The 24,732-nt window shown below is 31.2% G+C and carries 27 protein-coding genes; 19 read left to right on the plus strand and 8 right to left on the minus strand.

Annotation, left to right across the window (positions count from 1 at the left end; genetic code table 11):
* Positions 1-98: 98 nt before the first annotated feature.
* The 15 genes from ACJDUG_RS12040 to ACJDUG_RS12110 all read left to right on the plus strand — a co-directional run bounded on the left by ACJDUG_RS12040 (position 99) and on the right by ACJDUG_RS12110 (position 13,438).
* Positions 99-833, plus strand: a complete 735-nt coding sequence (locus ACJDUG_RS12040; protein ID WP_406770123.1) for a DUF434 domain-containing protein — start codon at positions 99-101, stop codon at positions 831-833.
* A 72-nt stretch (positions 834-905) separates the two neighbouring features.
* A complete protein-coding gene (locus ACJDUG_RS12045) occupies positions 906-1,940 on the plus strand; it encodes a hypothetical protein (RefSeq protein WP_406770124.1) in 1,035 nt (344 codons plus the stop codon).
* A 99-nt stretch (positions 1,941-2,039) separates the two neighbouring features.
* The gene (locus ACJDUG_RS12050) at positions 2,040-3,119 is read left to right on the plus strand and encodes an FAD:protein FMN transferase (RefSeq protein ID WP_406770125.1); all 1,080 of its coding nucleotides are present in this window, start codon (positions 2,040-2,042) and stop codon (positions 3,117-3,119) included.
* Positions 3,120-3,370: 251 nt separating this feature from the next.
* The gene (locus ACJDUG_RS12055; RefSeq protein WP_406770126.1) at positions 3,371-4,489 is read left to right on the plus strand and encodes a substrate-binding domain-containing protein; all 1,119 of its coding nucleotides are present in this window, start codon (positions 3,371-3,373) and stop codon (positions 4,487-4,489) included.
* Between the two features lie 104 nt (positions 4,490-4,593).
* The gene (locus ACJDUG_RS12060; RefSeq protein ID WP_406770127.1) at positions 4,594-6,087 is read left to right on the plus strand and encodes a sugar ABC transporter ATP-binding protein; all 1,494 of its coding nucleotides are present in this window, start codon (positions 4,594-4,596) and stop codon (positions 6,085-6,087) included.
* 15 nt (positions 6,088-6,102) lie between these two features.
* Entirely contained in the window at positions 6,103-7,131 is a 1,029-nt protein-coding gene (locus ACJDUG_RS12065; protein ID WP_406770128.1) for an ABC transporter permease, read from the plus strand.
* 19 nt (positions 7,132-7,150) lie between these two features.
* Positions 7,151-8,140: a sugar phosphate isomerase/epimerase family protein gene (locus tag ACJDUG_RS12070; RefSeq protein WP_406770129.1), complete on the plus strand. Its 990-nt coding sequence runs from the start codon at positions 7,151-7,153 to the stop codon at positions 8,138-8,140.
* A gap of 13 nt (positions 8,141-8,153) precedes the next feature.
* The gene (locus ACJDUG_RS12075; RefSeq protein WP_406770130.1) at positions 8,154-9,305 is read left to right on the plus strand and encodes a Gfo/Idh/MocA family protein; all 1,152 of its coding nucleotides are present in this window, start codon (positions 8,154-8,156) and stop codon (positions 9,303-9,305) included.
* Positions 9,306-9,495: 190 nt separating this feature from the next.
* Entirely contained in the window at positions 9,496-9,927 is a 432-nt protein-coding gene (locus tag ACJDUG_RS12080; RefSeq protein WP_406770131.1) for a DUF6241 domain-containing protein, read from the plus strand.
* Positions 9,928-10,120: 193 nt separating this feature from the next.
* Positions 10,121-10,978 carry a nitroreductase family protein gene (locus ACJDUG_RS12085; protein WP_406770132.1) on the plus strand — a complete coding sequence of 286 codons (858 nt, stop codon included), beginning with the start codon at positions 10,121-10,123 and terminating at the stop codon, positions 10,976-10,978.
* A gap of 61 nt (positions 10,979-11,039) precedes the next feature.
* A complete protein-coding gene (locus tag ACJDUG_RS12090; RefSeq protein WP_406770133.1) occupies positions 11,040-11,636 on the plus strand; it encodes a flavin reductase family protein in 597 nt (198 codons plus the stop codon).
* 96 nt (positions 11,637-11,732) lie between these two features.
* A complete protein-coding gene (locus ACJDUG_RS12095) occupies positions 11,733-11,948 on the plus strand; it encodes a hypothetical protein (RefSeq protein ID WP_406770134.1) in 216 nt (71 codons plus the stop codon).
* Between the two features lie 11 nt (positions 11,949-11,959).
* Positions 11,960-12,283, plus strand: a complete 324-nt coding sequence (locus ACJDUG_RS12100) for a hypothetical protein (RefSeq protein ID WP_406770135.1) — start codon at positions 11,960-11,962, stop codon at positions 12,281-12,283.
* Positions 12,284-12,423: 140 nt separating this feature from the next.
* Positions 12,424-12,981, plus strand: a complete 558-nt coding sequence (locus ACJDUG_RS12105) for a TetR/AcrR family transcriptional regulator (protein ID WP_406770136.1) — start codon at positions 12,424-12,426, stop codon at positions 12,979-12,981.
* Between the two features lie 88 nt (positions 12,982-13,069).
* Complete coding sequence (locus tag ACJDUG_RS12110; RefSeq protein ID WP_406770137.1) at positions 13,070-13,438, plus strand: HsmA family protein; 369 nt, start codon at positions 13,070-13,072, stop codon at positions 13,436-13,438.
* A 166-nt stretch (positions 13,439-13,604) separates the two neighbouring features.
* On the opposite strand, the gene ACJDUG_RS12115 is transcribed toward ACJDUG_RS12110, so the two are convergent.
* On the minus strand, positions 13,605-14,066 hold the full coding sequence (locus ACJDUG_RS12115) for a hypothetical protein (RefSeq protein WP_406770138.1): 462 nt from the start codon (positions 14,064-14,066) through the stop codon (positions 13,605-13,607).
* A 173-nt stretch (positions 14,067-14,239) separates the two neighbouring features.
* Between ACJDUG_RS12115 and cax the strand changes: the two genes are divergently transcribed.
* Together cax and ACJDUG_RS12125 are read left to right on the plus strand one after the other, a co-directional pair.
* Positions 14,240-15,283 carry a calcium/proton exchanger gene (gene cax / locus ACJDUG_RS12120; RefSeq protein WP_406770139.1) on the plus strand — a complete coding sequence of 348 codons (1,044 nt, stop codon included), beginning with the start codon at positions 14,240-14,242 and terminating at the stop codon, positions 15,281-15,283.
* A gap of 141 nt (positions 15,284-15,424) precedes the next feature.
* A complete protein-coding gene (locus tag ACJDUG_RS12125; protein WP_406770140.1) occupies positions 15,425-15,775 on the plus strand; it encodes a hypothetical protein in 351 nt (116 codons plus the stop codon).
* Between the two features lie 59 nt (positions 15,776-15,834).
* On the opposite strand, the gene ACJDUG_RS12130 is transcribed toward ACJDUG_RS12125, so the two are convergent.
* Positions 15,835-16,221, minus strand: a complete 387-nt coding sequence (locus ACJDUG_RS12130; protein ID WP_406770141.1) for a VOC family protein — start codon at positions 16,219-16,221, stop codon at positions 15,835-15,837.
* A 237-nt stretch (positions 16,222-16,458) separates the two neighbouring features.
* Here ACJDUG_RS12130 and ACJDUG_RS12135 point away from each other — a divergent pair, with 237 nt between their 5' ends.
* A complete protein-coding gene (locus tag ACJDUG_RS12135; protein WP_406770142.1) occupies positions 16,459-17,187 on the plus strand; it encodes an MBL fold metallo-hydrolase in 729 nt (242 codons plus the stop codon).
* Positions 17,188-17,297: 110 nt separating this feature from the next.
* Positions 17,298-19,505 (plus strand): RNA polymerase recycling motor HelD, encoded by a 2,208-nt coding sequence (gene helD, locus ACJDUG_RS12140; protein ID WP_406770172.1) that lies wholly within the window; start codon positions 17,298-17,300, stop codon positions 19,503-19,505.
* 163 nt (positions 19,506-19,668) lie between these two features.
* Here helD and ACJDUG_RS12145 read toward each other — a convergent pair whose 3' ends face one another.
* The 6 genes from ACJDUG_RS12145 to ACJDUG_RS12170 all read right to left on the minus strand — a co-directional run bounded on the left by ACJDUG_RS12145 (position 19,669) and on the right by ACJDUG_RS12170 (position 24,533).
* On the minus strand, positions 19,669-20,130 hold the full coding sequence (locus ACJDUG_RS12145) for a peptidylprolyl isomerase (RefSeq protein WP_406770173.1): 462 nt from the start codon (positions 20,128-20,130) through the stop codon (positions 19,669-19,671).
* A 239-nt stretch (positions 20,131-20,369) separates the two neighbouring features.
* A complete protein-coding gene (locus tag ACJDUG_RS12150; protein ID WP_406770143.1) occupies positions 20,370-20,531 on the minus strand; it encodes a hypothetical protein in 162 nt (53 codons plus the stop codon).
* A 211-nt stretch (positions 20,532-20,742) separates the two neighbouring features.
* Complete coding sequence (locus ACJDUG_RS12155) at positions 20,743-20,871, minus strand: hypothetical protein (RefSeq protein ID WP_406770144.1); 129 nt, start codon at positions 20,869-20,871, stop codon at positions 20,743-20,745.
* Between the two features lie 191 nt (positions 20,872-21,062).
* Complete coding sequence (locus ACJDUG_RS12160; protein WP_406770145.1) at positions 21,063-21,935, minus strand: hypothetical protein; 873 nt, start codon at positions 21,933-21,935, stop codon at positions 21,063-21,065.
* A gap of 20 nt (positions 21,936-21,955) precedes the next feature.
* Complete coding sequence (locus ACJDUG_RS12165; protein WP_406770146.1) at positions 21,956-22,408, minus strand: hypothetical protein; 453 nt, start codon at positions 22,406-22,408, stop codon at positions 21,956-21,958.
* Between the two features lie 853 nt (positions 22,409-23,261).
* Positions 23,262-24,533, minus strand: coding sequence for a tetratricopeptide repeat protein (locus tag ACJDUG_RS12170; protein WP_406770147.1), 1,272 nt, complete (start codon positions 24,531-24,533; stop codon positions 23,262-23,264).
* Between the last annotated feature and the right edge of the window lie 199 nt (positions 24,534-24,732).

Raw genomic sequence — 24,732 nt, forward strand, 5'->3', positions numbered from 1 at the left:
AAAAATATATAACTATATTTTACAATTATAGTAATAAAAAATCTACATATAATTAATTCAGCTATTTAAAATTTCAAATAAATATAAAGGGAGAGAGAATGATGACTATAGATGAGAGTAAAGTGATAAAGGAAACAAAGCGTGGCTTTGATGAAGAGGATTATAGATGGTTTTCTGTGGAAGTGATGTGGAAACTTAGAAAAGCACAGGAAGAAGTTAAATGGCTGCTTAACAGAGGGTATAAAAGTAGTTCTGTTATTGATTTCATTGGTGGACATTATCAGTTTTCCTCCCGTCAAAGAGCTGCATTGCAGAGAGCTACAGCCTCTGATAACCAGTGCATAATAAGAAGTGAAAAGCTTATTGCTCCTGGAGCTTTAAGGGATAATTATATTAACATTGATGGTTTTAATCTTATAATAACTCTTGAAGTTGCATTATCAGGTGGTTTACTAATACAAGGAAATGATGAAGTTATAAGAGATTTAGCTGGCTTACGAGGAACCTACAGACTTATTGATAAAACAGATAAGGCAATTATACTTATAAAACAAATACTAATTGAATTAGGAGTAAGAGGTGTAAAGTTTTTTCTTGATGCACCAGTTTCAAATTCAGGAAGACTTAAAACTAAGATTATAGAAATACTCATTTCAAGCGATATTACCGTTGAAGTTGAGCTTGTACCTAATGCTGATGTAATCTTATCAAAATTAAAGGGAGTGGTTACAGCAGATTCTATAATCCTTGATGAATGTAAAAGTTGGGTTAACTTATCCAGAGTAATAATTGAGAAATATATAAAGAATGCATGGGTAGTTAAACTTCAATAGACCATAATATTTTTTGATAAACTCTGCAGTACAGTGTATACTTAATGGTAGAATTATACATGAGGTGAGAGTATGAAAACTTTAAAAATAGCAATGTTTGGCTTTGGAAATGCAGGTAGAGCCTTTGCAAAGCTATTAATAGAGAAACAAGAGGAAATTAGAAAAGGCTATGACTTTGATGTAAAGGTCACTGCCATAACTACTTTAATCAGGGGCAATTTAATTGATGATGATGGAATTGACTTAAGAAAAGCATTAAGAGATATTGAGCAGGAAGGATACTTTGATAAAGCATGGAAAGCCTATAAGAGCTGCAGCACAGAGGATATCCTTTTAAAGGCAGACTACGACGTTCTTATGGAAATTACAACCCTTAATATTTTTTCAGGGGAGCCAGCAATTCATAATATTACTTCAGCTTTAAATAGAAAAAAACATATTATTACGGCAAACAAAGGCCCAGTTGCTTGGAAATATAAAGAATTAAAGGAGCTTTCAATAAAGCAGGGCGTTGCCTTTTTACATGAAACTGCTGTAATGGATGGAACGCCAATATTTAATTTGGTTGAAAATAACCTGCCAACGTGCAAAATTACTGGCTTAAAAGGCATATTAAACACCACAACTAATTTTGTACTTGAGGAAATGAAAAAAGGTAATAGCTTTAATGAGGCTATAGAAGAAGGGAAAAGAAAAGGATTTGTAGAAGCTGACCCAACTATGGATATTGAAGGCTTTGATGCAGCGGCTAAGCTATCAGCCTTAATAAATGTGCTCATGGAGGGAGAGGTTACCCCCTTAAATATAAAGAGGCAGGGAATTCAAAATGTTTCTTATGAAGATATTAAAATGGCACAGGATGCTGGGAAGGTAATTAAACTAATTTGCGAGGCAAAATTTAAAAATGGAAAGATTATCGGAGAGGTTAGTCCCAAGGAAATAGAAAAGGATGAAATTTTTGCAGGAATAAGTGGTACATCCTCAGTATTAACCATTGATACAGACTTAATGGGCAAGCTTACAGTTATTGAGCACGATCCTGAAATACAGCAAACAGGTTATGGTTTATTCAGCGATTTAATAAGGCTTATTAAGCTAATAAAATAACATGTCAAAAATTTAAAATTGACCTATGAAATATGTGTATAATAAGTTAAAATATTAACTATAGACTAAAATGTAATTTTTAAAACCTAGGAGGATATGATGTTTAAGAAAGTACTTGCTATAATAATGAGTGTAATGTTAGTTGTTCCTATGGTGGCGTGTTCAAATAGTAGTAGCAGCACTAATAAAGATACTACCACTCCAGTAGAAAAACAAGCACTGAAGATGGATACTGTTATGGACTTAAAGGTATATGGCACAAATGCTAATGCAGCTATAGACGCAGCTTACAAAAGAATAGATGAAATAGAGCAAATGTCTAGTGCTAATATAGCAACAAGTGATGTTAGCCTTATAAATAAAGCATCTGGTAAGGATTATGTAAAGGTTCATCCTGAAATAATTAAAATGTTAAATACAGCTTTAAAGTTTTCTAAATTAAGTGATGGAGCCTTTGATATATCTGTAGGTCCGCTTATTAAACTTTGGGGTATAGGGACTTCCAGTGAAAGACTTCCTGCAGATTCAGAAATAAAGGCATTATTGCCACTTGTAGGTTATAAAAATATAAGCATAAATGAAAAGGACAGCAGCGTAAAGCTAATGAAGGAAGGTATGGCAATAGATCTTGGTGGTATAGCTAAAGGTTTTACTGCTGATGAAGTTATTAAGGTATTTAAAAAGTACGGTATTAAAAATGCATTAATAAACCTAGGTGGAAGTTCTATTTATACAATGGGACAAAAGCCAGATGGTTCACTATGGTCAGTTGCCATTCAGCATCCTAGAAAGGATAAAAGTGAAGGATATTTAGGTATTATTAAACTCCCAGAATCAGCACTTTCAACTTCAGGTGATTATGAAAGATATTTTATAAAGGATGGTAAAAGATATCATCATATCTTAAATCCATTTACTGGCTACCCTGCTGAAGCAGGGGTTATGAGTGATACCATTATTATAGATAGTACTACTCCAGATGCTAATATGCTTGCTGACACCCTTACAAAGGTAACCTTTGTACTAGGAGTAGAAAAAGGCATGAAAATCATAGACGACTTGCCTGGAGTTTCGGTCATGGCAGAAACTACAGATTTTAAAGTTTACAAATCAAAGTCTTGGAAGGCTGATGTTCAAAATTTAAGCTCTGATTTCACTATGGTGGATAAGGTTCAGTAAGTTAAATAAAAAGCCCTTTAATTCTTAAGGAATTAAAGGGCTTTTTTATGTCTAAAAATCAATAAACACTTTAAGTAGATATGTTGTTACATGGATGCAGCCCAATGTAACACAAGGATAGAATAACGTTAATCAAAAGAATATTATAGTATTTTAAAAATTTACTCAGTTATATAGCGTTACATTCTTACATATAAATTACTATAAGTAAGTTGTCCTAATTTTTAATTAAATGAAAAGGGGGAAAAGTAATGAAAAGATTTAAAACACGTAAGCTTGTTGCATTATCATTAGCTCTAGCACTAGCTATGTCAAGTATGCTTTTAGGCTGCTCCAATAGCAGTGGGAAAAATAGTAATGATGGTAGTTCAGGAAATGGTAAAACAGGAGGGATAAAAGAAATTGCTGTTATGGTGCCAAGTGCTGACCATGGATGGACAGGTGCAGTTCTTACTTATGCACAGGAAAAGGCAAAGGAATTAAATGCAGATGCTTCATTAAAGAATAAGTATACTGTTAAGGTCTATGCGGCAAAGGATGTAGAAAATCAAATTCAGCAGGTGGATGATTTACTTGCTGATTCCGGGAAATTAGCTGGTATAGTTATTCTTCCATATGACAACGGACTTCAAGCTACATTGGAGAAAATTGCAGCAGCAAAGGTTCCCTTTGTACAATATGATAGAGTTATCTCAAGTTCAGCTATTGATGCAAAGGTTGTTGCAAATGTAAAGGGTGATAACAAAGGAATAGGTTATGAAACTGCTAAGAGGTTTATTAAAAATGGCTTAAGCAAAAATGATTATGTATATGAAATGATAGGTGATAATTCTTCAGTACCAGAGCTAAGATCTAATGGTTTTAGAGCTTATCTTAAAGAGCAGGGCTGGACAGATGCTGAAATTAATGCAGTTGTTGTAAAATCTCCAGCTACTGGATGGAGTAGGGATAAGGGCAAGGAACTATTTGAATCTTGGTTTGCAAGTTCTCAATGTGATACTTCTAAGAAGATATGGATCTATACACATGATGATGAAATTGCAATGGGTGTATTAGAATCGTTAAATGGTTCTGCATTGGATGCAACTAAAAAAGCGGCATTCCTAGGGCAATTAAAGACTTTATCGGCATCTTCAGGTCTTGCTGAAATGTATGCAGTATTAAAGGATACTCATAAAACAATTAAGAGGCCTACTAGCTATGATCTTTTCTCAGTAACTTATGACCCTGCTATGATTCAAGAAGCAATTAAAGTTATGGTTGATTACTTAGGTGGAGCAACAAATATTAAACAAGATTATGTAATTCCAGTAAGTGTTGTTGATAAGGATAATGTTAATAACTTCAAACCATTTGGAACCTATAATTAAAAGTAATAAATTAGAAGGATGAAGGACTATGAAGCATTTTATCAGATATAAGAGCTTATTCTGATAGATGCTTCATAGAAATTTTATTGCGTAGGTGAAATCATATGGAATTGTTAAGAATGACCAATATGAGTAAATCCTTTTATGGAGTCAGAGTATTAGAAAACGTATCCTTTGATGTAAAAATCGGCGAAGTCCATGCATTACTCGGTGAAAATGGCGCAGGTAAATCCACACTAATGAATTTACTTGCTGGTGTATATGAAAAGGATAATGGAGAAGTTTATTTTAATGGAAACAAGTTAAATAATGCTTCAATAAAAGATGTTGAAGATGCAGGTATAGCATTTGTCCATCAGGAACTAAATATAATTAATGACTTAAAGGTATTCGAGAATCTATTTTTAGGAAAAGAACTTACAACTAGATATGGAAAGTTAAAGAAAAAGGAAATGATTAAAGAGACAAGAGAACTAATGCAGAGCTTAGGTGTTGATATTAACCCAACTGTTTTAGCTGATGATTTGGATACAAGTAAGAAACAGCTTTTGGAGATTGCAAAAGCTCTGTATTCTGATGCTAAGTTAATAATACTGGATGAGCCTACTACGGCACTTAATACTGAAGAAATTTCAATTTTATTTAAAATCATTGAAAACCTAAAAAATAAGGGTAAGTCTTTTGTTTTTATATCTCATAAAATGCCTGAGATTTTCCAAATAGCTGATAGATATACAATTCTCAGAAATGGGCTGCTTATTAAAAGTGGAAATATTAAGGACACTACACCTGAGAAAGTAACCAAGCTAATGGTAGGAGAGAGCTATAATGCAGGCGAAATGTATGAGGAGAGGATTCTCGGGGAGAATGTCTTAGAAATAAAAAACCTATCAGGAATGGGATTTTCAGATATCAGTTTTTCAATAAGAAGGGGAGAAATAATTGGATTTACAGGGCTGCAAGGTGCAGGGTGCTCTGAAGTATTGCAGACAATTTTTGGAGTTTTAAAGGCTGAGAAAGGATGCATATCTATTAATGGTAAGGAACTAAAACATAGCAAAATTCATAGTTCAATGTTAAATCATATTGCAATGGTTCCAGCAAACAGAAAAGAAAATTCTATTATTCCTGATATGACTTTGCTTGAGAATATATTTATTTCTGAACAAAGTATTCATTATAAACAGCAGCATATTTTTAAAAATCAACAAATTAAAAAGTATCATGAATTCAAAAAATTGCTGAATATTAAAGCTTCATACCCTAATGCCTTTATTACAAGTTTATCTGGAGGAAATATGCAGAAGGCTATTTTGGCACGATGGTTAAATATTCAGACAGATATAATACTTTTTGATAATCCTACTCAGGGAATTGATGTTGGTGCAAAAAGCGAGATTTATAAATTAATATTAGATTTATCTAAGGCTGGTAAAAGCATAATCGTTAATACACTGGAGGTACCGGAAATTCAAAAAATTGCTGATAGATGTATTGTATTCTATCATGGCAAAATAGCTGTGGAATTAAACCATTCGGAGATTAACGAAGAAACAGTAATGCTTTATGCTACCAATGCCGTCTATAAAAATAATTAGCTAAGGAGGTTCAAAATGTCTGAAGAAAGCAAATCACCCCAAAAGTTAGCACCCAAAGCAGATAAAGAATTAAATGTTAATAGAATATTTAAATTTATTTGGCTAAATTACAACTATATTATAATTTTTATTGCTATCTTTATAGCATTTTTGATTGTTAATGGAAAAGAGACAACCTGGACTAGTATTACAAACATTTTATTACATAGTGCAATATTGGGAACAATTGCACTTGGTATGGGACTTATAGTGCTTACAGGGGATATTGATTTATCTGTTGGTTCCTCCTTTGTACTAATAGGCGGTATTACAATCGTTTTTTATAATATTTCGGGCAGCATTTTTTTGACAGTTATATGTGCTGTCTTACTTGGGATTATCTGCGGCTTTATTAATGGCCTTTTGGTAGGTAAATTAAAGATGCCATCCTTTATAGTTACTCTTGCAACTATGTTAATATTTCGTTCCATTTCTCAGTATATGATGAATGAAATGGGCGAAACAAGATATAGGATTGATGCTGCAAAGGTCAGCTATAACAGCCTGTTTAGCTTTGGGAATGGAAGTGTTTTAACAATTTCTAATATAGCAATAGTCTTTTTAATAGCAGGAATAATGGTTATTTACTTAACCACTTCTATGAAGTTTGGAAAAAAAGTATATGCTATTGGAAGCAATGAGCGTGCAGCGAAACTTGCAGGAGTTAATGTAGATTGGACAAGAATACTTGTATTTATCATTTGTGGCCTTTTGGTTGGACTAGCTGCTTTCCTAAAAATTGCAAAGGATACTTCATTTGATCCAGCAACTTCGGGAAAAAATTTCGAGTTATATGCTATCTCAGCAGTAGTTATTGGTGGAATTAGTATGGCTGGTGGAAAGGGAAGGATAACAGGTATTATATTTGGTACCATGTCATTTACGATTATTGATAAGATTATAACTGCTTTGGGCATGAATGCATTATTGAATGATTCAGTAAAAGGGATTATTTTACTAATTGCAGTAGGCCTACAGATGATTAAAAGGCGTTCTAACACATAAAAATATAAGGAGGGTTAAAATGGAAAGATTATTAACTATTATGACATGTCAGTGGGCTGATTTAGATATTGAAACAATGTGCCAAAAGGCAAAGGCTATGGGCTATGAAGGTCTGGAAATGGCCTGCTGGGGGAAGCACCTAGATCCCAAAAGGGCTGCAGCAGATGATACTTATGTAAAAGAAGTATTAGATGTACTGAATAAATATGGATTAAGAATGGAAGCATTAGCAACACATATAATAGGACAGTGTGTAGGTGATTACAACGATCCAAGGCTAAATAATTTCGCTCCACCAGAATTAGCAGACAAGCCGCATGAAATCCGAGAATGGGCAATTGAGACTATGAAATATTGCGCGGTTGCTGCAAAAAGGCTAGGTTGTTCTGTTATTACAGGTTTTACTGGTTCTCCAATCTGGAAGTATATGTATTCTTTCCCCCAAACTACGGAAGAAATAATTGAAGATGGTTTTCAGGAGATATACGATTTATGGGTTCCAATTTTAGATGTAATTAAAAAGAATGGAATCAAATTTGCCCTAGAAGTACATCCTGGGGAAATAGCTTTTGATTATTACTCTACTAAGAGATTATTAGAGAAGTTTGCAGATAGGCCTGAATTCGGTATTAATTTTGACCCAAGTCATCTTATTTGGCAGGGAATTACCCCTCATCTCTTTCTTAGAGATTTTATAGATAGGATATACCATGTACATATGAAGGATGCAGCAGTTACCCTTGATGGGAAAGCTGGACTACTTGGATCACATATAGATTTTGGAGACTTAAGAAGAGGATGGAACTTTCGCTCTTTAGGTCATGGTGATGTCAATTTTGAAGAAATCATTCGCGTGCTAAATTCCTACAACTATCAGGGACCTCTTTCAGTTGAGTGGGAGGATAGTGGAATGGAACGGGAATATGGAGCTCAGGAAGCAGCTGAATTTGTTAAAAAAATTGATTTTAAACCTTCTGATTTTAAGTTTGATAATGCGATAGCAAATTAAAGGGAGAAGAAAAATGAGAAGATTGAAATTGCGTTATGGTATGGTAGGCGGTGACTTAGGCGCATTTATCGGCGGCGTACACAGACGTGCTATTGCTATAGATGAAAGGGCAGTTTTAACTGCTGGCTGCTTTAGTTCCCATGAAAATAAGAACCAAGAATGTGCCGATTTCTATAATTTAGAAAAGGATAGAGTATACAAAAGTTATATAGAAATGGCAGAGAAAGAATTTTTAAGAGAAGACAAAATAGATTTTGTATCTATAGTAACACCTAATGCTACTCATTATGAAGTGGCAAAGACCTTCCTAGAGCATGGAATCAATGTTGTATGTGAGAAACCCCTCTGCTTAACAAGAAAACAGGCAGTGGAACTAGAGAAACTCACTAAGGAGAAGAATCTATTCTTTGGTGTTACCTACACCTATTCAGGATATGCTATGGTTAAACAGGCTAGGAAATTAGTTAAGGACGGGTATATAGGTAAGGTAGTAAACATTAATGCTGAATATTTGCAGGAATGGCTTATTGATGAAATAGGAACCGGTAATGGAAGCACAAAAAAGTTATCTGTATGGCGCATGGATACTAAGTTTTCAGGTATTTCAAACTGCGTTGGTGATATTGGAACCCATATTGAGAACACAGTGTCTTACGTAACAGGACTGAAACCAGTAAAGGTAGCAGCGGTGCTTGATACCTATGGTCATGAATTGGATATGAATGCTAATATGCTTGTTGAGTTTGACAATGGTGCACATGGTGTATTCAGCTGCTCTCAAGTATGTATAGGTCATGCCAATGGTTTAGTAATTCGTATTTTTGGAACAGAGGGAGCCATTGAATGGAAACAGGAAGATCCAAACTATCTTTTTGTAACAAAAAAAGGGCAGCCCATGCAAATTTATAATAGAGGAATGGGATATATAAATGGGCGTGCTGCACTGATAAATCGTATACCATCAGGCCATCCAGAAGGACTTATGATTGCATTTGCAAATATATATCAAGCAGTAATAGAGGCTATCTTAAAGAAAGAAAATAATGAAATGATTACTGAAGATGATTTAGATTTTCCAAGTGTAAGTGATGGCAGAGAAGGTGTAAATTTTATTCATGCGGTTGTAGAGAGCAACAATAAAGGTTCTAAATGGATAGAACTTTAAAAGACTATAGTTAAGGATAATTTATAAAGAGTAATAAAAAATCAAATTGTATATTTTACCACCATTTAGGCAAAATTTATTATATATAAGCAGCTTAACTTAAATTTATAGCCATCAGAAAACTGGATATTTTTTCTTCATGCTGCATAAGATGCTTATATTCAGCTAATAATGATTCGGAGTGGTAAATATGATAAAGAACAATTTGCTTAGGATACTTAAGTCAACGAGATTTAAATTTATTGTATGTGTTTTAGCAGCTTTTACAGCCTTATTTTCAATTTCCTTTAATATCGGTGAGAAGCTCTACGTTAGATCACATAGTGAAACTGATAAAACAGTGTTTGGAATAACTCAGGAACAGCCTTTAAATATTAATAGCGAGCTAATTATATATGATAATATGAAAAATATTGCCAGTGATATAATGAACGGAATAGCAAATAATGAAACTAATATTAAGATTAGCAAAGAGAAACTTGATTCTATTAGAGTCATTGTAAATAAAATGGGTTACAATGATAGAGAATACATTTTTAACATATTAGATAGGTGGGAAAGTGGAAACTTTAATATGATAACTGATGAGCATAATTACTTTTATTTAAAATTAAAGCAATAAGCGTCATATATATGTTTATTATGTGGTAAGGTGAATTTTCCTTTACCACTTTCTTATTTAATTAGTATTGGTTTTTGTTTATTCAGATAGTAAAATATTAATATTCATTAATATTTGTTCTAGTCATTAAACAATCTGCTATAATACTATTGTGAAAGGAATAAAAGTTTTATTAATATAAGGGGATGTACATATGAGTACAATGCAATATTTTAGTAAACCAATAACAGAAATAATTAAAGCTAGAACATCCATTAGAACATATGATCCAAAAGCATTAGATGAGAAGGAAAAGAAGAATTTAGATAACTACATAAATACTATAGATGCTCCTTTTACCGGAAGCACACGCTTTAAAATTGTTGATAATGCTGCTGCGATAAATGATAATATCAAGCTTGGTACCTATGGTGTAATAAAAGGAGCTTCATCATTTATAGCTTCTGCAGTAGGCCCGGGGGAGTTTAACTTAGAGGAGCTCGGTTATAAACTTGAAAGGATTATTTTATATGCAACATCACTTGGAATAGGTACCTGCTGGCTGGGTGGTACTTTTAAAAAAGGTGAATTTTCAAAGGCTATGAAGCTTGAGGAAGGTGAGATTTTACCTATTATTAGCCCCATTGGCTATAAGTCAGAAAGTAAAAGCATTGTTGAAAAGCTTATGAGAAAAGCAGCAGGTTCAAGTAATAGAAGAAATTGGGTAGATATCTTCTTTGATGGCAGCTTTGATAAAAAGCTTACACCTGAGGAAGGTGGGAACTTTAAAGATGCTTTAGAGATGCTGAGATTAGCACCTTCAGCATCAAATAAGCAGCCATGGAGATTAGTAAAGGATAAAAGCACTTTTCATTTTTATCTTTATCATGCTAAGGGCTATTCAAATTCTTTAGGCTTTGATATGCAGAGAATAGATATGGGAATAGCTATGTGTCATTTTGACTTAGTTTTAAAGGAAGCAGGCATATTTGGCAAATTTAAAGAGCTAGAGCCAAGTATTAAAGAGCCAAACGATAATTATGAATATATTATCAGCTGGGTTTTAGAATAAATTAGAAAAGTATTTAATTAGCTGCATTATAAGATAGCTATTAGATGGAGAGGATTAAACAATGACTAAAAGAAGTTTTAAAGGCAGCGCAATTTTAAACCCAGTACCTGCAGTGCTTATAACTACTCAAAATAAAGCTGGAAAAACAAATGTATTTACCGTTGGCTGGATTGGGACAGCTTGCACTAGGCCACCAATGATAACTGTTTCCATAAGACCTGAAAGATTGTCCTATGAATATATAAAAGAAACTATGGAGTTTGTGGTTAATCTTCCTACAACCTCCATGACGAAGCTTCTTGACTATTGCGGAGTGGTTTCAGGCAGGAAGCTAGACAAAATAGAAAAATTAGGTTTAAAACTAGAAGCTTCAAAAAAGGTTTTAGTTCCTTCACTAGAAGCATGCCCAATAAATATAGAATGTAAAGTTAAAAATATTACGCCTTTAGGAAGTCATGATTTGTTCCTTGCAGAAGTTGTCTCAGTTTCAGTTGATGAGGCTGTTATTGACAGCAGGGATAAAATTCATTTGGAAAAAGCTAATTTAATTGCCTATTCACATGGTGAGTATTTTGCCTTAAATAATAAGCCTTTAGGAAAGTTTGGATATTCTATTGCTAAGAAACATAAAAAGTTAAATAAGCCAAAAAAGGAATAAAAAATTTACAGAAACTTTAATTATTAAGGTTTCTGTTTTTTTATTTTTGTCAACAATATTATTAGTATATTAATAAGTATAGAAGGGAGGATTTTTATGGATATTAAAATAACTACAATGTGTAAAAAATCATATACTTTCTTTTCGGTAATATTGCTTTCGGTATTGCTAACAATCAGTGCAATTTTAATTGATTTTAAAACACTTAAGGCTTCAACTGTAAGTAGTATATCCTCAGCTAGTAAGGAAACAGCACAAAAGCGTATAGGTTATATATCAAAGGTATATGAGAGTAATAAAAAAAGTTTTTAAGCTTTGATGACGTGAGGTTTCTTACCGGTAAGGAAGCAGTAGAAGCAGCTAAAAAAGATGGAAATGCTATATTTGAAAATGGTCAGTATTCAGTATTAGATGATTATTATATAGTAAATGAAAATAAAGGACTCATAAATTATGCAATAGATGACAGTGCTTCGCTAAGTTTATTAGGTTTTATGGTAAGTAATAATGGTGATGATATTACAAATAAAGCTGTGGATTATGATAGCTTTAAATTGGCAGTAAATAATAAAAGTTATCCAAAACTATGTTATATTTATTTACAAGGGAATACTGTTTTAAAAGTTGAAAGTCAATATATTCCATAGATAAAATTTGATAGTATGTAAACCAAAAAACAGCTATAATATTCACAAATTATTTAAAAAATATTATATAATTATATTGACAGTATTACTAAAAGATTATATAATGAACATAGTTCATATGGATCATGAGGTGTTTAAGTTTGTCAAAGATAATTGATAATTTACAGGAGATAATTTTAAATAAGGCAAAGGAAATTTTAAGCAGGGAAGGCTATTCAAAGTTAAATATGAGAGCTATTGCAAAGTCCTGTGATATTGCCCTTGGTACCATTTACAATTACTACCCTACTAAAAAGGAACTAATTCTCGCAATGATGGTTGATTACTGGCAAGAGTACTTTAAGGTAATTCATGTTATAATTAATTCTGAAGATGAATTCTATTTAAAGCTAAATAAGACTTTTATTGAGTTAAGTGGATTTATTAGTAGATTTAAAGCTGAATGGCTAAAGCCCGAACTTTATGAAAATCCAGATTATGTAAAGAGCGGTATTGAAAAAGAATTAATTTATATGGAAAAGCTGATTAATGAAATTGAAACTCTGCTTTTAAAAGAGGAAGCCAGTAAGAATATTAAACTCAAGTTTGAAGCAAAAGAAACTGCAAAGTTTATTTTAATGAATTTTGTAGCCATGAATCAAATGCCTTTTTTTCAATATTCTACTTTTGAGAAATTTATTAAAGAAATATTAAATTAAATCATATCTTGAAAGATATGATTTTAAAATACATCAAAATGAACATAGTTCATGATTTTAATGAACAAGTGCAAAAGGAGGAATTTAAATGTTAGTTTATGCTGCTTCATCTATTACTTTAGCTCTTATTTTTTATACATTTGGTGTTTGGAGTGAGAAAAGGCAAGGCAAATTAAAACTATGGCATGTTATAATTTTCTGGTGTGGACTTGTCTGTGATACATTAGGAACAGCCTTAATGTTTAAAATTGCAAAAGATGGCTTTGATCTTAGTTTCCACGGAATTACAGGAATGTCAGCTATTGTACTTATGCTATTCCATGTTCTATGGGCAACAGTTGTTTTACTTAAAAACGATGAGAAAATGAAGCTTGAATTTCATAAGTTTAGCATTATGGTTTGGATTATTTGGCTCATTCCTTTTATATCCGGCGCTATTTTTGGAATGGCACACTAATTAAAAATTTTAGTTTAATTTTATACTTTAAACAGTAAGACCTAACAATTTAAAAAATTGTTAGGTCTTACTGCAATAAAATTAATATATTTTAATTTAATGAGGGGTTTAATGAAAACTCTTTTATGGGATAACTACATGATATAGTTAGTATATGTGAAATCTTTTATTGGGGCTGACTATTGGAGGACGGTGGTACAGCATTCTTCTGATTATTATTATTGCTATTATTATTGTTGTTGTTAAAGGGTCTCATATTAAAATTACCACCATTAAATTTGCCATTAGGCATCTGTTTAAACATGCCCTTTCTGTTTATCGTAACTCTTCCCATATTATGTCTATCTATTTCTCTTCCAGCTATTAGACCTGCTCCAAAGCAGACAATAGCCACTATTATTAGAGGTATTGCTCTTTTAAAAAAAGGACTGGAATTTTTAAATCTTTGTTTTAATATTGTACAAATTTTTACCTTACTTACATCCTCGTGCTTAGGCTCTTTAAGCTCATTGCTAGTAATATTTTTTTCACCTTTTACATCTGTATTACTGCTGTTATTTTCTTTTTCTATTTCAGTATTATCTATTGTTTCATTATTGAAAACTTCTCTTTTAATTTCCTCACTCATATATTTCAACTCCTAAAACTTTTTACTTTATGCTATCATATTAAAATCATTATATTGCAATAAGGTGACAACTTTATGAATAAATAATTAATAATAAAAAATATTATAGGTTTAAAAATCCGTAATTATAGTATAATAATGGTATATTTTAACTTAATAAGGGGGCAGTTATTTTGAAGTTTTTGAGATATTTACTTATTTTTATTCCTATAAGCATTTTAGCGGAGCTAATCCATTTATCCCCTACCCTGGTATTTATTTTTTCTGCACTTGCAATTGTTCCTTTGGCAGGACTAATGGGAGAAGCCACTGAAGAAATATCCTTTTATTCCGGACCTAAGATCGGAGGCTTTCTAAATGCAACCTTTGGAAATGCAACTGAGCTAATAATATCTATTTTTGCACTGAAGGCAGGTCTTTTTGATGTAGTTAAGGCGTCTGTAGCAGGCTCTGTAATCGGAAATATATTGCTAGTTTTAGGGGCAAGTATGTTTATAGGGGGTATTCACCATAAGGTTCAAAAGTTCAACAAAAAGGTTGTTGAGGTTAGCTCCAGCATGCTTTTATTCGCAGTTATAGGATTAAGTGTTCCAGCTATATTTACTCATACAGTAAATAAGGAACTCTTAAATACTAAATATGAATCACTTAGTGTTGCAGTTGCACTAGTAATGTTTGTAATATATTTATTAAGTCTTTATTTTTCATTTTTTACCCATAAGGACATATATTCTGTTGATCACGAGGAGGAAAGTAGAGCTTCCTGGTCTCTTAAAAGTGCAATTTTAGTATTAGTTATTGCTACTGTAATAATAGCAATTGAAAGTGAATTTTTAGTAAGTGCAGTAGAACCAATGACGAAAAGCATAGGCTTAAGTGAATTCTTTGTAGGTATAATTTTAATTCCCATAATAGGAAATGCAGCTGAACACAGCACAGCAGTATTGATGGCGCTTAAAAACAAAATGGACGTGGCAGTAGAAATTGCAATTGGATCAAGTCTTCAAATAATATTATTTGTAGCCCCGGTACTTATATTCTTAAGTCTTCTATTTAAGCCTATGAGCATTATATTTAATGAATTTGAGCTAATAGCATTAATTGTTTCAGTATTTATAGCAAATCGAGTAGCAAATGATGGGGAATCAAATTGGCTTGAAGGCATTCAGCTTTTAGCAGTATATATTATAATTGCTATATCCTTTTTTGAAATATAATAACTAATGAACAGATAATATCAATTTAAAGTGAATATCATTAGATGTAAAATAAAATTATTCTATATGTATTTAGCTAAGGAGGATTATAATATAATAAACTTACGATTGATTATTGTATGATAGGAAGGAATAGAACAGATGATAAATATAAGATTTGGAGTAATTAAGGATAATTTAAAGCTTTTAAATTCAATTTTAGGTGAGGCAGTTAACTATGGAATTTGGTCTGTATTTTATGGTGATGAGGAAATATCAACTTTAAAAAGCCTAAAAGGTAAAGTTGCTGTAAAGTATGAGGAAAGTATTTCCAAAGATCAAGGAAGCTACCCATTAGAGCTTAGCTTTAAAGAAGGTCAGATATTTAAGAAAGTTATAGTATTTTATCTTACGAATAATTTCAAGAACTTAAGCAGAAAAGAATTTGAAACAATTACTGACTTTATATTATTTGTAGACGATAGCTTGGCTTTTGAATTAGAAGAAATATAAAATGACAGCCCTATGCTTTATTATTTATGAAGAAATAATAAAGCATAGGGCTGATATTTTTAGTATCTATTAACCTCGTGTTTTCCTGGAAGTATTTCTATCCAATATCCATCCGGATCATTGACAAAGTATAAACCCATTGGCTTATTTTCGTAGCATATGCAGCCCATATTTTTATGTAGTTCATAAGCTGCATCAAAATCGTCAACTCGCACGGCAAGATGGATTTCATTATCACCTAAATTATAAGGATCAGTTCTGTCTCTAAGCCAAGTAAGTTCTAACTTATGGCTTGTGGCACTGTCTCCAAGAAAGGCAAGTTTAAAGCTTTTATCTGGCTGTTCATGGATCCTCACAACTTCAAAGCCTAGAGCCTTCTTATAGAAGTTAATACTCTTTTCTAAGTCTAAAACATTTATGTTATTATGGTCAAAATTAAACTTCATGCAATATCCTCCTTAATTGTATAGAGTAATTATTGGTTATTAGAAATACATATCCCTTTATTTTGTAGATAACTTTAATTAATTGTTTTACAATTTATAAATTCTAATAATAATATTATAGCTCATTATTAATATTTTAGAAGGCAATATGTAAGATTTTCTAACTAATAAATTGATAATTTATTAGTATTATATAATAATAGATATTAATATAGAATTTTAAATGAGGTGGATAGGATGAAGGTAAATTATTTATATAACAGCAGTTTTAAAATAGAAACTAAAAATTATGTTTTAATTTTAGATTATTATAATGATTTTGTAGAAGGTAAAGAAAGAATCAGCAGCAAAGGTGTAATTGGCAGAGAGGATTTAGAAACTAATAAGGAAGTGTTGGTTTTTAGCTCTCATAGCCATGGAGATCATTTTAATAAACTTATTTTTGATTGGAATAAAATTAATCCTAAGATTAAATATATTTTAAGTAGTGATATTAAAGCTGAAAATTCTGCTTTAGATATTACAAAAATTTCTGCCTATGAAGAATTGCAAGTTATGGATGTATATATTAAAGCCTATGGATCAACTGATATTGGAATTTCTTTTCTCATTAAGGTGGACGGAATCACTATTTTTCATGCTGGAGACTTAAATTGGTGGGATTGGTATGATGAAAGTGATGAAGATAATAAAATCATGGAGAAGAAGTTTAAAGAGGAGGTTTACAAAATAAAGGGAGAGAGAATAGATGCAGCCTTTTTTTCCGTTGATTCAAGGCTTAAGGGTAGTTTTGCACTTGGACCAAATTATTTTATTAAGGAGTTAGCTCCAAAAGCATTTATACCAATGCATTTTAGAGAAGATTTTGAAGTTACTAAGGAATTTGCAGATAAAAATATAGCCTTAAGTACAAAGGTATTTGAGATAAAGAATAGAGGAGAAGAATTCATCATCCCTCTACCTTAATTATATCATAAATAAAAAGTAAATTACAGACTGTTAAATCACGTCTTTTTTCAGTATACTTAATAAGCATTTATACTGGATATACCCATTATAAGGGAGGCGTATGTATGATGAATATTAACGACTTTGAATGGAAACAAGAAAATGAATGGCTTCAGAAGGTTCTTCTAGAAGCTCAAAAGCAGCTGGATGAAAAAGTTTATTATAAAGACAGATTTAAAAAGGAAGGTATTGAAACACAAAGGGAATTATGGCAGGAACTAGGATCTGTTTCCATAACTAATGGAATGGAGCAGATAGTAGAATTCATGAGCTTCATTGATAGAATGAAAATGGAAAAGAGAAAACATGAAGTTACAAGAAGGTTTCAGGAAAAATACGAGAGAATAGTTCAATCGCCTTATTTTGGTAGAATTAATTTTCACGAAGAAGGAGATGAGAAAGCCGAGAAGTATTATATAGGAATCTCTAACCTTGTAAATGATAATCTTGATTTTCTTGTATATGATTGGAGAGCCCCAGCTTCCAGCATGTTTTATGATTATGAAATTGGAAAAGCAAGTTATAAATGCCCTGAAGGTATCATTGATGGAGAGCTTGTCCTAAAAAGGCAATACAAAATCAATAAGGGCGAAATTAAATACATGTTTGACAGCAACCTGAAAATAGATGATGAAATACTTCAGGAAATATTAGGCAAGAGTACTGACAGCAAGATGAAAGCCATAGTAACAACTATTCAGAGAGAACAAAATAAGGTGATTCGAAACGAAGAGTACAATAACCTCATTGTTCAGGGACCAGCTGGAAGCGGGAAAACCTCTATTGCTCTTCATAGAATAGCTTATCTTCTTTATAAGCACCGAGAAGAAATAACAGCTGAAAATATAGTTATATTTTCGCCTAATGAAATTTTCAATGATTATATATCAAACGTACTGCCACAGCTTGGAGAAGACAACATCTACCAGACTACCTTTAAAGAATATATGCATAAGTCACTAGGTGGCAGCTTTATAAAGGAAAATTATACTGATCTCATGGAATATATACTAAGCTCAAAGAAGTCTGAAAGCTATGAAAGAAGAATGATAAATATTAAATACAAGGCATCTTTTGAATTTCTAACTAAGCTAAAGAATTATATAGCGTATATAGATAAAAAGGACAGAGCCTTTGTGGATATAGTTTTTAAAGATAAAATAATAGTATCTGCAAAAGATCTTAAAGAGCTGTATTATAAGGATTATATAAATCTACCACTTAAAAGAAGACTTAATAAACTAAAGGAAAGAATTTTATTTCTCCTAAAGCCCTATGAAAAAGAACGTGTAAAGGAAATCTATGAGGAGTTTTGGAACACAGGCTCTTATATAGAAGAAAGGGAAGTTACCGAGAAAAGTATTACTTTAGTTCATGAAGAAATGAAGGATATATATGATAAGATCAATAGCATAACACACTTTAATTTAATAGATATTTATAAAAAGCTCTTTAAGGATTTAAAGCCTGAAATTAGAGACTATACTTTAGATAGCCTTAGTTCACATTTACTTAATTATGAAGATCAATCGCCCCTTTTATATCTAAAGGTAGCTTTAGGAGATCTTCCAAGAACATCAGAAATAAAGTATGTTATAATTGACGAGGCTCAAGATTACACACCGCTGCAGTATGAAATTTTTCATCTACTTTTTAAGGGTGCAAGCATAACAATGCTTGGGGACCTCAACCAATCCATAAATCCATTTATGAATATAGGAGACTATAGTAATATTGAGCACATACTCCCCATAACTAATACCTGCATTATAAATCTTACAAAAAGCTATAGATCCACCATGGAGATTACTGAATTCTCAAGAAGGATTCTAAATAAAGAAGTTACAGAAGATTATGTAGAAAGAAGTGGAGATAAGCCTTTAATTCTTGGTTTTTCAGATGAAAAGTCAATAAAGGAAAGAATTCTAAAAGATATAAAAACCTACAAGGCGGAAGGCTATAAGTCCATTGGGATAATAACGAGGACAATTAAGGAAGCAAATGAGCTGTTCTCCTTTTTAAAGGATAAGGAGGAAGTCAAATGTATAACTAAGGAGGATGACGAATATATAAACGACGCCCTTGTTATACCATCATTCCTTGCAAAAGGTTTAGAGTTTGATATTGTGCTTATTTATAATGCAGGAAATGAAAATTACTGCGGTGAGGAGGAAAGGCTTCTGCTATATACAGCCTGCACTAGGGCGCTTCATAAGCTGCATGTGTATTATTCTGGGGAACTTACTCCTTTATTAAATAAAAGCATTGAACAATAAGGAATTAACACAGTTTATTGAAATAATTATTTAATTAGATAAAAATTAGACACTGAACTTGCATAAGGCACTGAGATTGCTGATTTTTTGAAAAATTCCAGTAATCTTCAGCGTTCTCTGTTAAGTTCAGTGTCTAAATGTTTTTTAAAGAAAATTTAATTCGTTATTTTATTTCCACAGTAACTTTTTTCATTTTTTGTGGAGTAAGAGGTTTATTTTGATCATCTCTTTTTACACTTACTATTTTATCAACCTCATCAATTCCTTCAGTAACCTTTCCAAAAGCAGCATAGTCTCCATCAAGCTGAGGTGTATCCTTTACCATAATAAAAAACTGGGAACCAGCAGTATTTGGTTGGTCAGTCCTAGCCATAGAAATAACCCCTCTAGTGTGTTTTAGTGGATTGTTAAAGCCATTACTTGAAAATTCTCCAGGAATAGTATATCCAGGTCCACCTGCACCAGTACCTTCGGGGTCTCCGCCTTGAATCATAAAGTCTGGAATTACCCTGTGGAAAGTAAGTCCATCATAAAAGCCCTTCTGAACTAGACTAACAAAGTTATCTACAGTTTTAGGAGCTGTGTCAGGGTAGAGTTCTACTTTAATTTTAACTCCATCCTCCATTTCAAAAGTAACTATAGGCTTCTTGCCACTATATTTACTTTTATAAGCCGCAGTAGTACTGCCTTGATTATTAGTAGCAGCATTTTTTTGGGTATCAGAAGTATTACTTGTAGATTTACCACATCCACTTAAAGAGATTATAAAGACTAAGGTGATGGCTGACAATAATAATTTTTTTAATTTCATTTGTTTTCCTCCTTGATTTACCTTAAAATAAGGATATTTATAATCTATTTATTTTAAGCTGTCTTAAAGCCATAGTTTAATTTTCTTTTCTTTATTTTTTGATTATATGGCACAAAATAATCATTAAAATTTAACTTTTTCATTAAAATGTCACTTACTTTAACTTTAAAAACATTACTTATTCTTAATCCGGTGTTAAGTTGAAATTTAGCCATCAGTCAATCTCTTTCATTTTTTCCTTAATTGTTCCATAACAATATTTATTTCACCTATAATTAAATGTAAAGTTTTTATATTATATCATGAAAATATTACATTTAAAATAAAAATAAAAAAATGGTTTATCACATTAATAGCAATAAGCCTTTTTTTATCAATACTTCACGTGTTTTGATGAATGTATGACTTTTTATTAAAATCATACATTCATTTAAGACGTAAAGTAAGAATAGTCCCTCCTAATGTTCTCCAAATCCATGTTTGACCATCTGTTATTTTATTTAAGTTTATACTTAATGTGCTTATCTTTTCATCTTGTACTTCATTTGATTTCACTGCATTATCTAATTTTTCCCTTAGATTGTTATATCCATCAAATTTTAGTTTCTATCCTTACAATACGTTCTAAAATTTCCTGCATAGTATTGTCCAAACTCATCACCGTCCTTTTTAATTAAAAAAATACACCCAATTAATGGGTGTACATAGCAAATAATATACCTAATTCAATTTTTTAATTTATACTATTACCATCCAAATGTTAATCTATATTGCTGGCAGCCTGCTTCAAGTATATCAGTATCTGTACCTGCAAATCCGCCACCCCAGCCTGCATTTAGATAGCTTTCTGTTGAATTTAAATAATTGTAAACAACTTCCCATTTATCGTCTCGATATGTAGTTAGGCATAAGTAACCCGAGTCTGATCTAACTCGATAGTTCCATCGCCTATATTCAAAGCAAACGCTACTATCTATATAATTTGTTATTACTCCACCAGCCACACCTGTACCTGCAGCAATTAATATAGCTGTTATTGTAACTGGAGCAGTGACAAATCCTACTAATACGCCTATTATTACACCTACAGCTGTTCCAGCAGTAAATGAAAATCTTTTTGCCAATTCTCTCCAACTTTTTTCATATTTCCAATACAAATGAGCATTCATCTGGTAATAAGAACTATAATAATCTTTTATAAGTGAATAACCATCTCCATAGTTAACTAAGGGTGTCACCAAATTACTTGATTGTACTGCATTTGCTGAAATATTAGGTGTTGGTGACATTTTAGTCTTGGTGGTATCTACAGTCTTGATGTGATTACTTATTTTATCATGCGTAATATCACCAGAAGATTTGGTTAGAGTAATATCTCCAGAATTATTATTAACAACAACTGTTTGATCTAGTTTGTCATTTATGTATACCTTGATTGTTTTAGTGTTGGTGTCACTACTATCTATTGTTGCAGTTGTATCTGAGTTAATTTTTAATGTTTCAATCTTAGAATTTGTTTTTACTGAAGTTGAATTTTCCTTAGCAAAAGCCTGCAAAGAAATACTAGTAATTAATGTTAAGCTGATAAAAAAAGATAGAATCTTTTTCGTATTTAACATATGGAGCTCCCCCAATATATTTATTTCATTAAATGATATTCGCCATTTATCGGATTAAATATATATACCTTTTCCCCCTCTCTATCATTAGTGTAAATCAAATATGCTTTTCCAATAAAATATTTTGGGCTGTTTATCATTTTAATGTTTACCAATAATTTATCCTGTAATTTTAATTCTTTTGCCTGCTCATTTTTTAATATAATATTTTGTGCTTGTATAAAAGAAAACTGAGGCAAATTGAAATAAAAAGTAAAAAAAACAATTAATAAAAAAATAATATTAAATATTATATGTCTTGTTTTTATACTCCCTTTATTACTAAGATATAGATTTAGAAATATTAGCATTACAAAAATACCATTAAATAAATACATAGTTATAATTGAATTAAATACAAAAAAGTTTATTATATTTAAAACTACAAGTGAAATAACATTAATTAGCAATAAAACAATGATACTTTTTTTCATATTTACCCTCCAATCTTCAAAACAAATAATTATTAGTAATATAATGTTAATATAGTATAAATTTTCAATAACAACAGTACAATATCGTGAAATGCGCTTATTTAGTCGTAAATAATTTATAATATGTCGTGAAATGTGTATTTTTTATCATAAATGATAGATTTATTGCTTCATACTGAGCCTCCTTAAAATTAAAATATTTCTTGGGTTCCTGCGATTTATTTTTGGTAAGTGTACTATCTTAATTTCTGTCATTGTAATCCCTAATTAAGGATAAGTATTCTTAAGAATTTTTAATGGGGTTTAAAATATATTTCAATTAAATACCGGCCATTTAATTGAAATTAAATTATATTTTTCAAAATATTTAGACTTGATGATTTAGCACTGCTAATTTTATGAATATTTTCTAACGATATGAATGATAAATATAATAGCACTATTGATGCTTATACATTATTCATTTATAGAGAATTAAAAGTAGAATTTGCTGCTCTATCATGTTCAATCATAACTACTTAGTATGTATGAGTAGTTGAAATTATAGTTGCATATAACCACTTATGTAATTTTGTTCCATGACACAATAATAACATAAACAAAATCAAAAAGCTACAATATTTAATAAATATTGTAGCTTTTTGGTAAACTATATACTTACTTATTTATATGTACTTGTAATGTACCAAGACCAGGCGGATCTTGCTCATTGGGTTGAGCATATGCTAGCAAAAGAGATATAGCTATCGTTATAACAGAAATCGAAATCCCCATAAACTTAAAAAACCTTTTATTCATTATTTTCACCCCTTAATATAATAGTATCATTATAGCATAAAATGACACTATTATATTAAGTATTTCGTATCATTTCTAAATATTTTTTCGACATTGTATAGTCATGCTCATTCATATATATTTCAGCTAATTTTGAATATATCTTTATTAGTTCTGATTTTTTTTCTTTTACATTCAATAATTCAACCAGATGGAGATGTACTCTTTTTACACTTTCAAAATCTTGTTTATAGGAATATATCTCTGCCAGAATATAATAGGCTGATACTTCCACTTCCATATTAGGATTCTGCTTTATGTGATCTAAGCTCATATTAACAATGTCTTTTGCTTCTGTGAAGTTTTCCATTTTCAAATATACACGAGCCTTATCGATATAGGTATAAGGTAAATTGTTTTTGTCTATGTCAATTCTTATACGCTCTGCCATCTCAAAATAATTCAAGCTTGTATCAAAGTTATTCAATTCTGAGTAGATATCACCTAAATTATTGTATATATAGCCTAAAATATCATTATGTTTACCACTACATTGATTAATTAGTTCATCATAGATTGATATGGCCTTATTAAACATGTTCTTTCTTCGATAGCAATTTGAAATTAGTATTTTTCCATAAGCATAACTTGTAAAATCACCCTTTTTATCACATATAGAATCATATTCATTTAAATACTTTATAGCTTCATCATAGCGCTCTAATTTTTTATAAGACCTTCCCATGTTATAAACTACTTTCATTTTAGTAGATAAATCATTATATAATGATGAATAATAATATGCCTTGTTTAAGTAAAATAAAGATTCTAAGTACATTAGCATATTTGTTTTGCAAATGCCCATTCTATTATATAAGTAACTAAGAGTTGACATTAACTGAAGCTTTATAGAAATAGTTACTGAACTTAAATAATGTTCAAATGAATAGCCGTAATAGCTTTTTTGATAAAATATATCACCAAGTAACTTATGGGCTTCTGCCTGAATAGATTCTAGACTAAACTTCTCAGATATATCAAGTATAAGATTTAGTTCCACCAGCGAAGGGTTTTTTCTGAATTTTTCAATACAATACCTTTCTGCATCTTCAACAGGAGTTCTTTTAAAGTATTCATCATCAATCTTAATTTCTATGCCTATTTTAGTGGCCTTTTCTATAAACTTGGTTGCTAACACATGAGAAGTTTCACTGGAAACACCTCGTTTATCAACTTCTATTAGACTAATAAGTCCTCTAGTAACATTTTTTCCCTGAAGATCATGTTGTTTCATATTAAGCAGCTTTCTCAACTTTTTAACCTTTTGCCCAGAAGTTAGAAATTCCAACTTAGTCACTCCTTTAGTCAAATTACACAAATTATCATTAATCCGATTATTAATTATTCTTATATAGATAAAAATCCTGCAAATTAATTAAGTTCTCTATAGTTTACAATATTTTAGCAATAATACAGATTAATTATACCATAAATCCGTCGCTAATATCTGTGGCTATAAAAGGATATAATTTTACTTGTTGAAATAA

The sequence above is a fragment of the Candidatus Clostridium stratigraminis genome (genome assembly GCF_045310675.1).
Lineage (GTDB): Bacteria > Bacillota > Clostridia > Clostridiales > Clostridiaceae > Clostridium_AT > Clostridium_AT stratigraminis.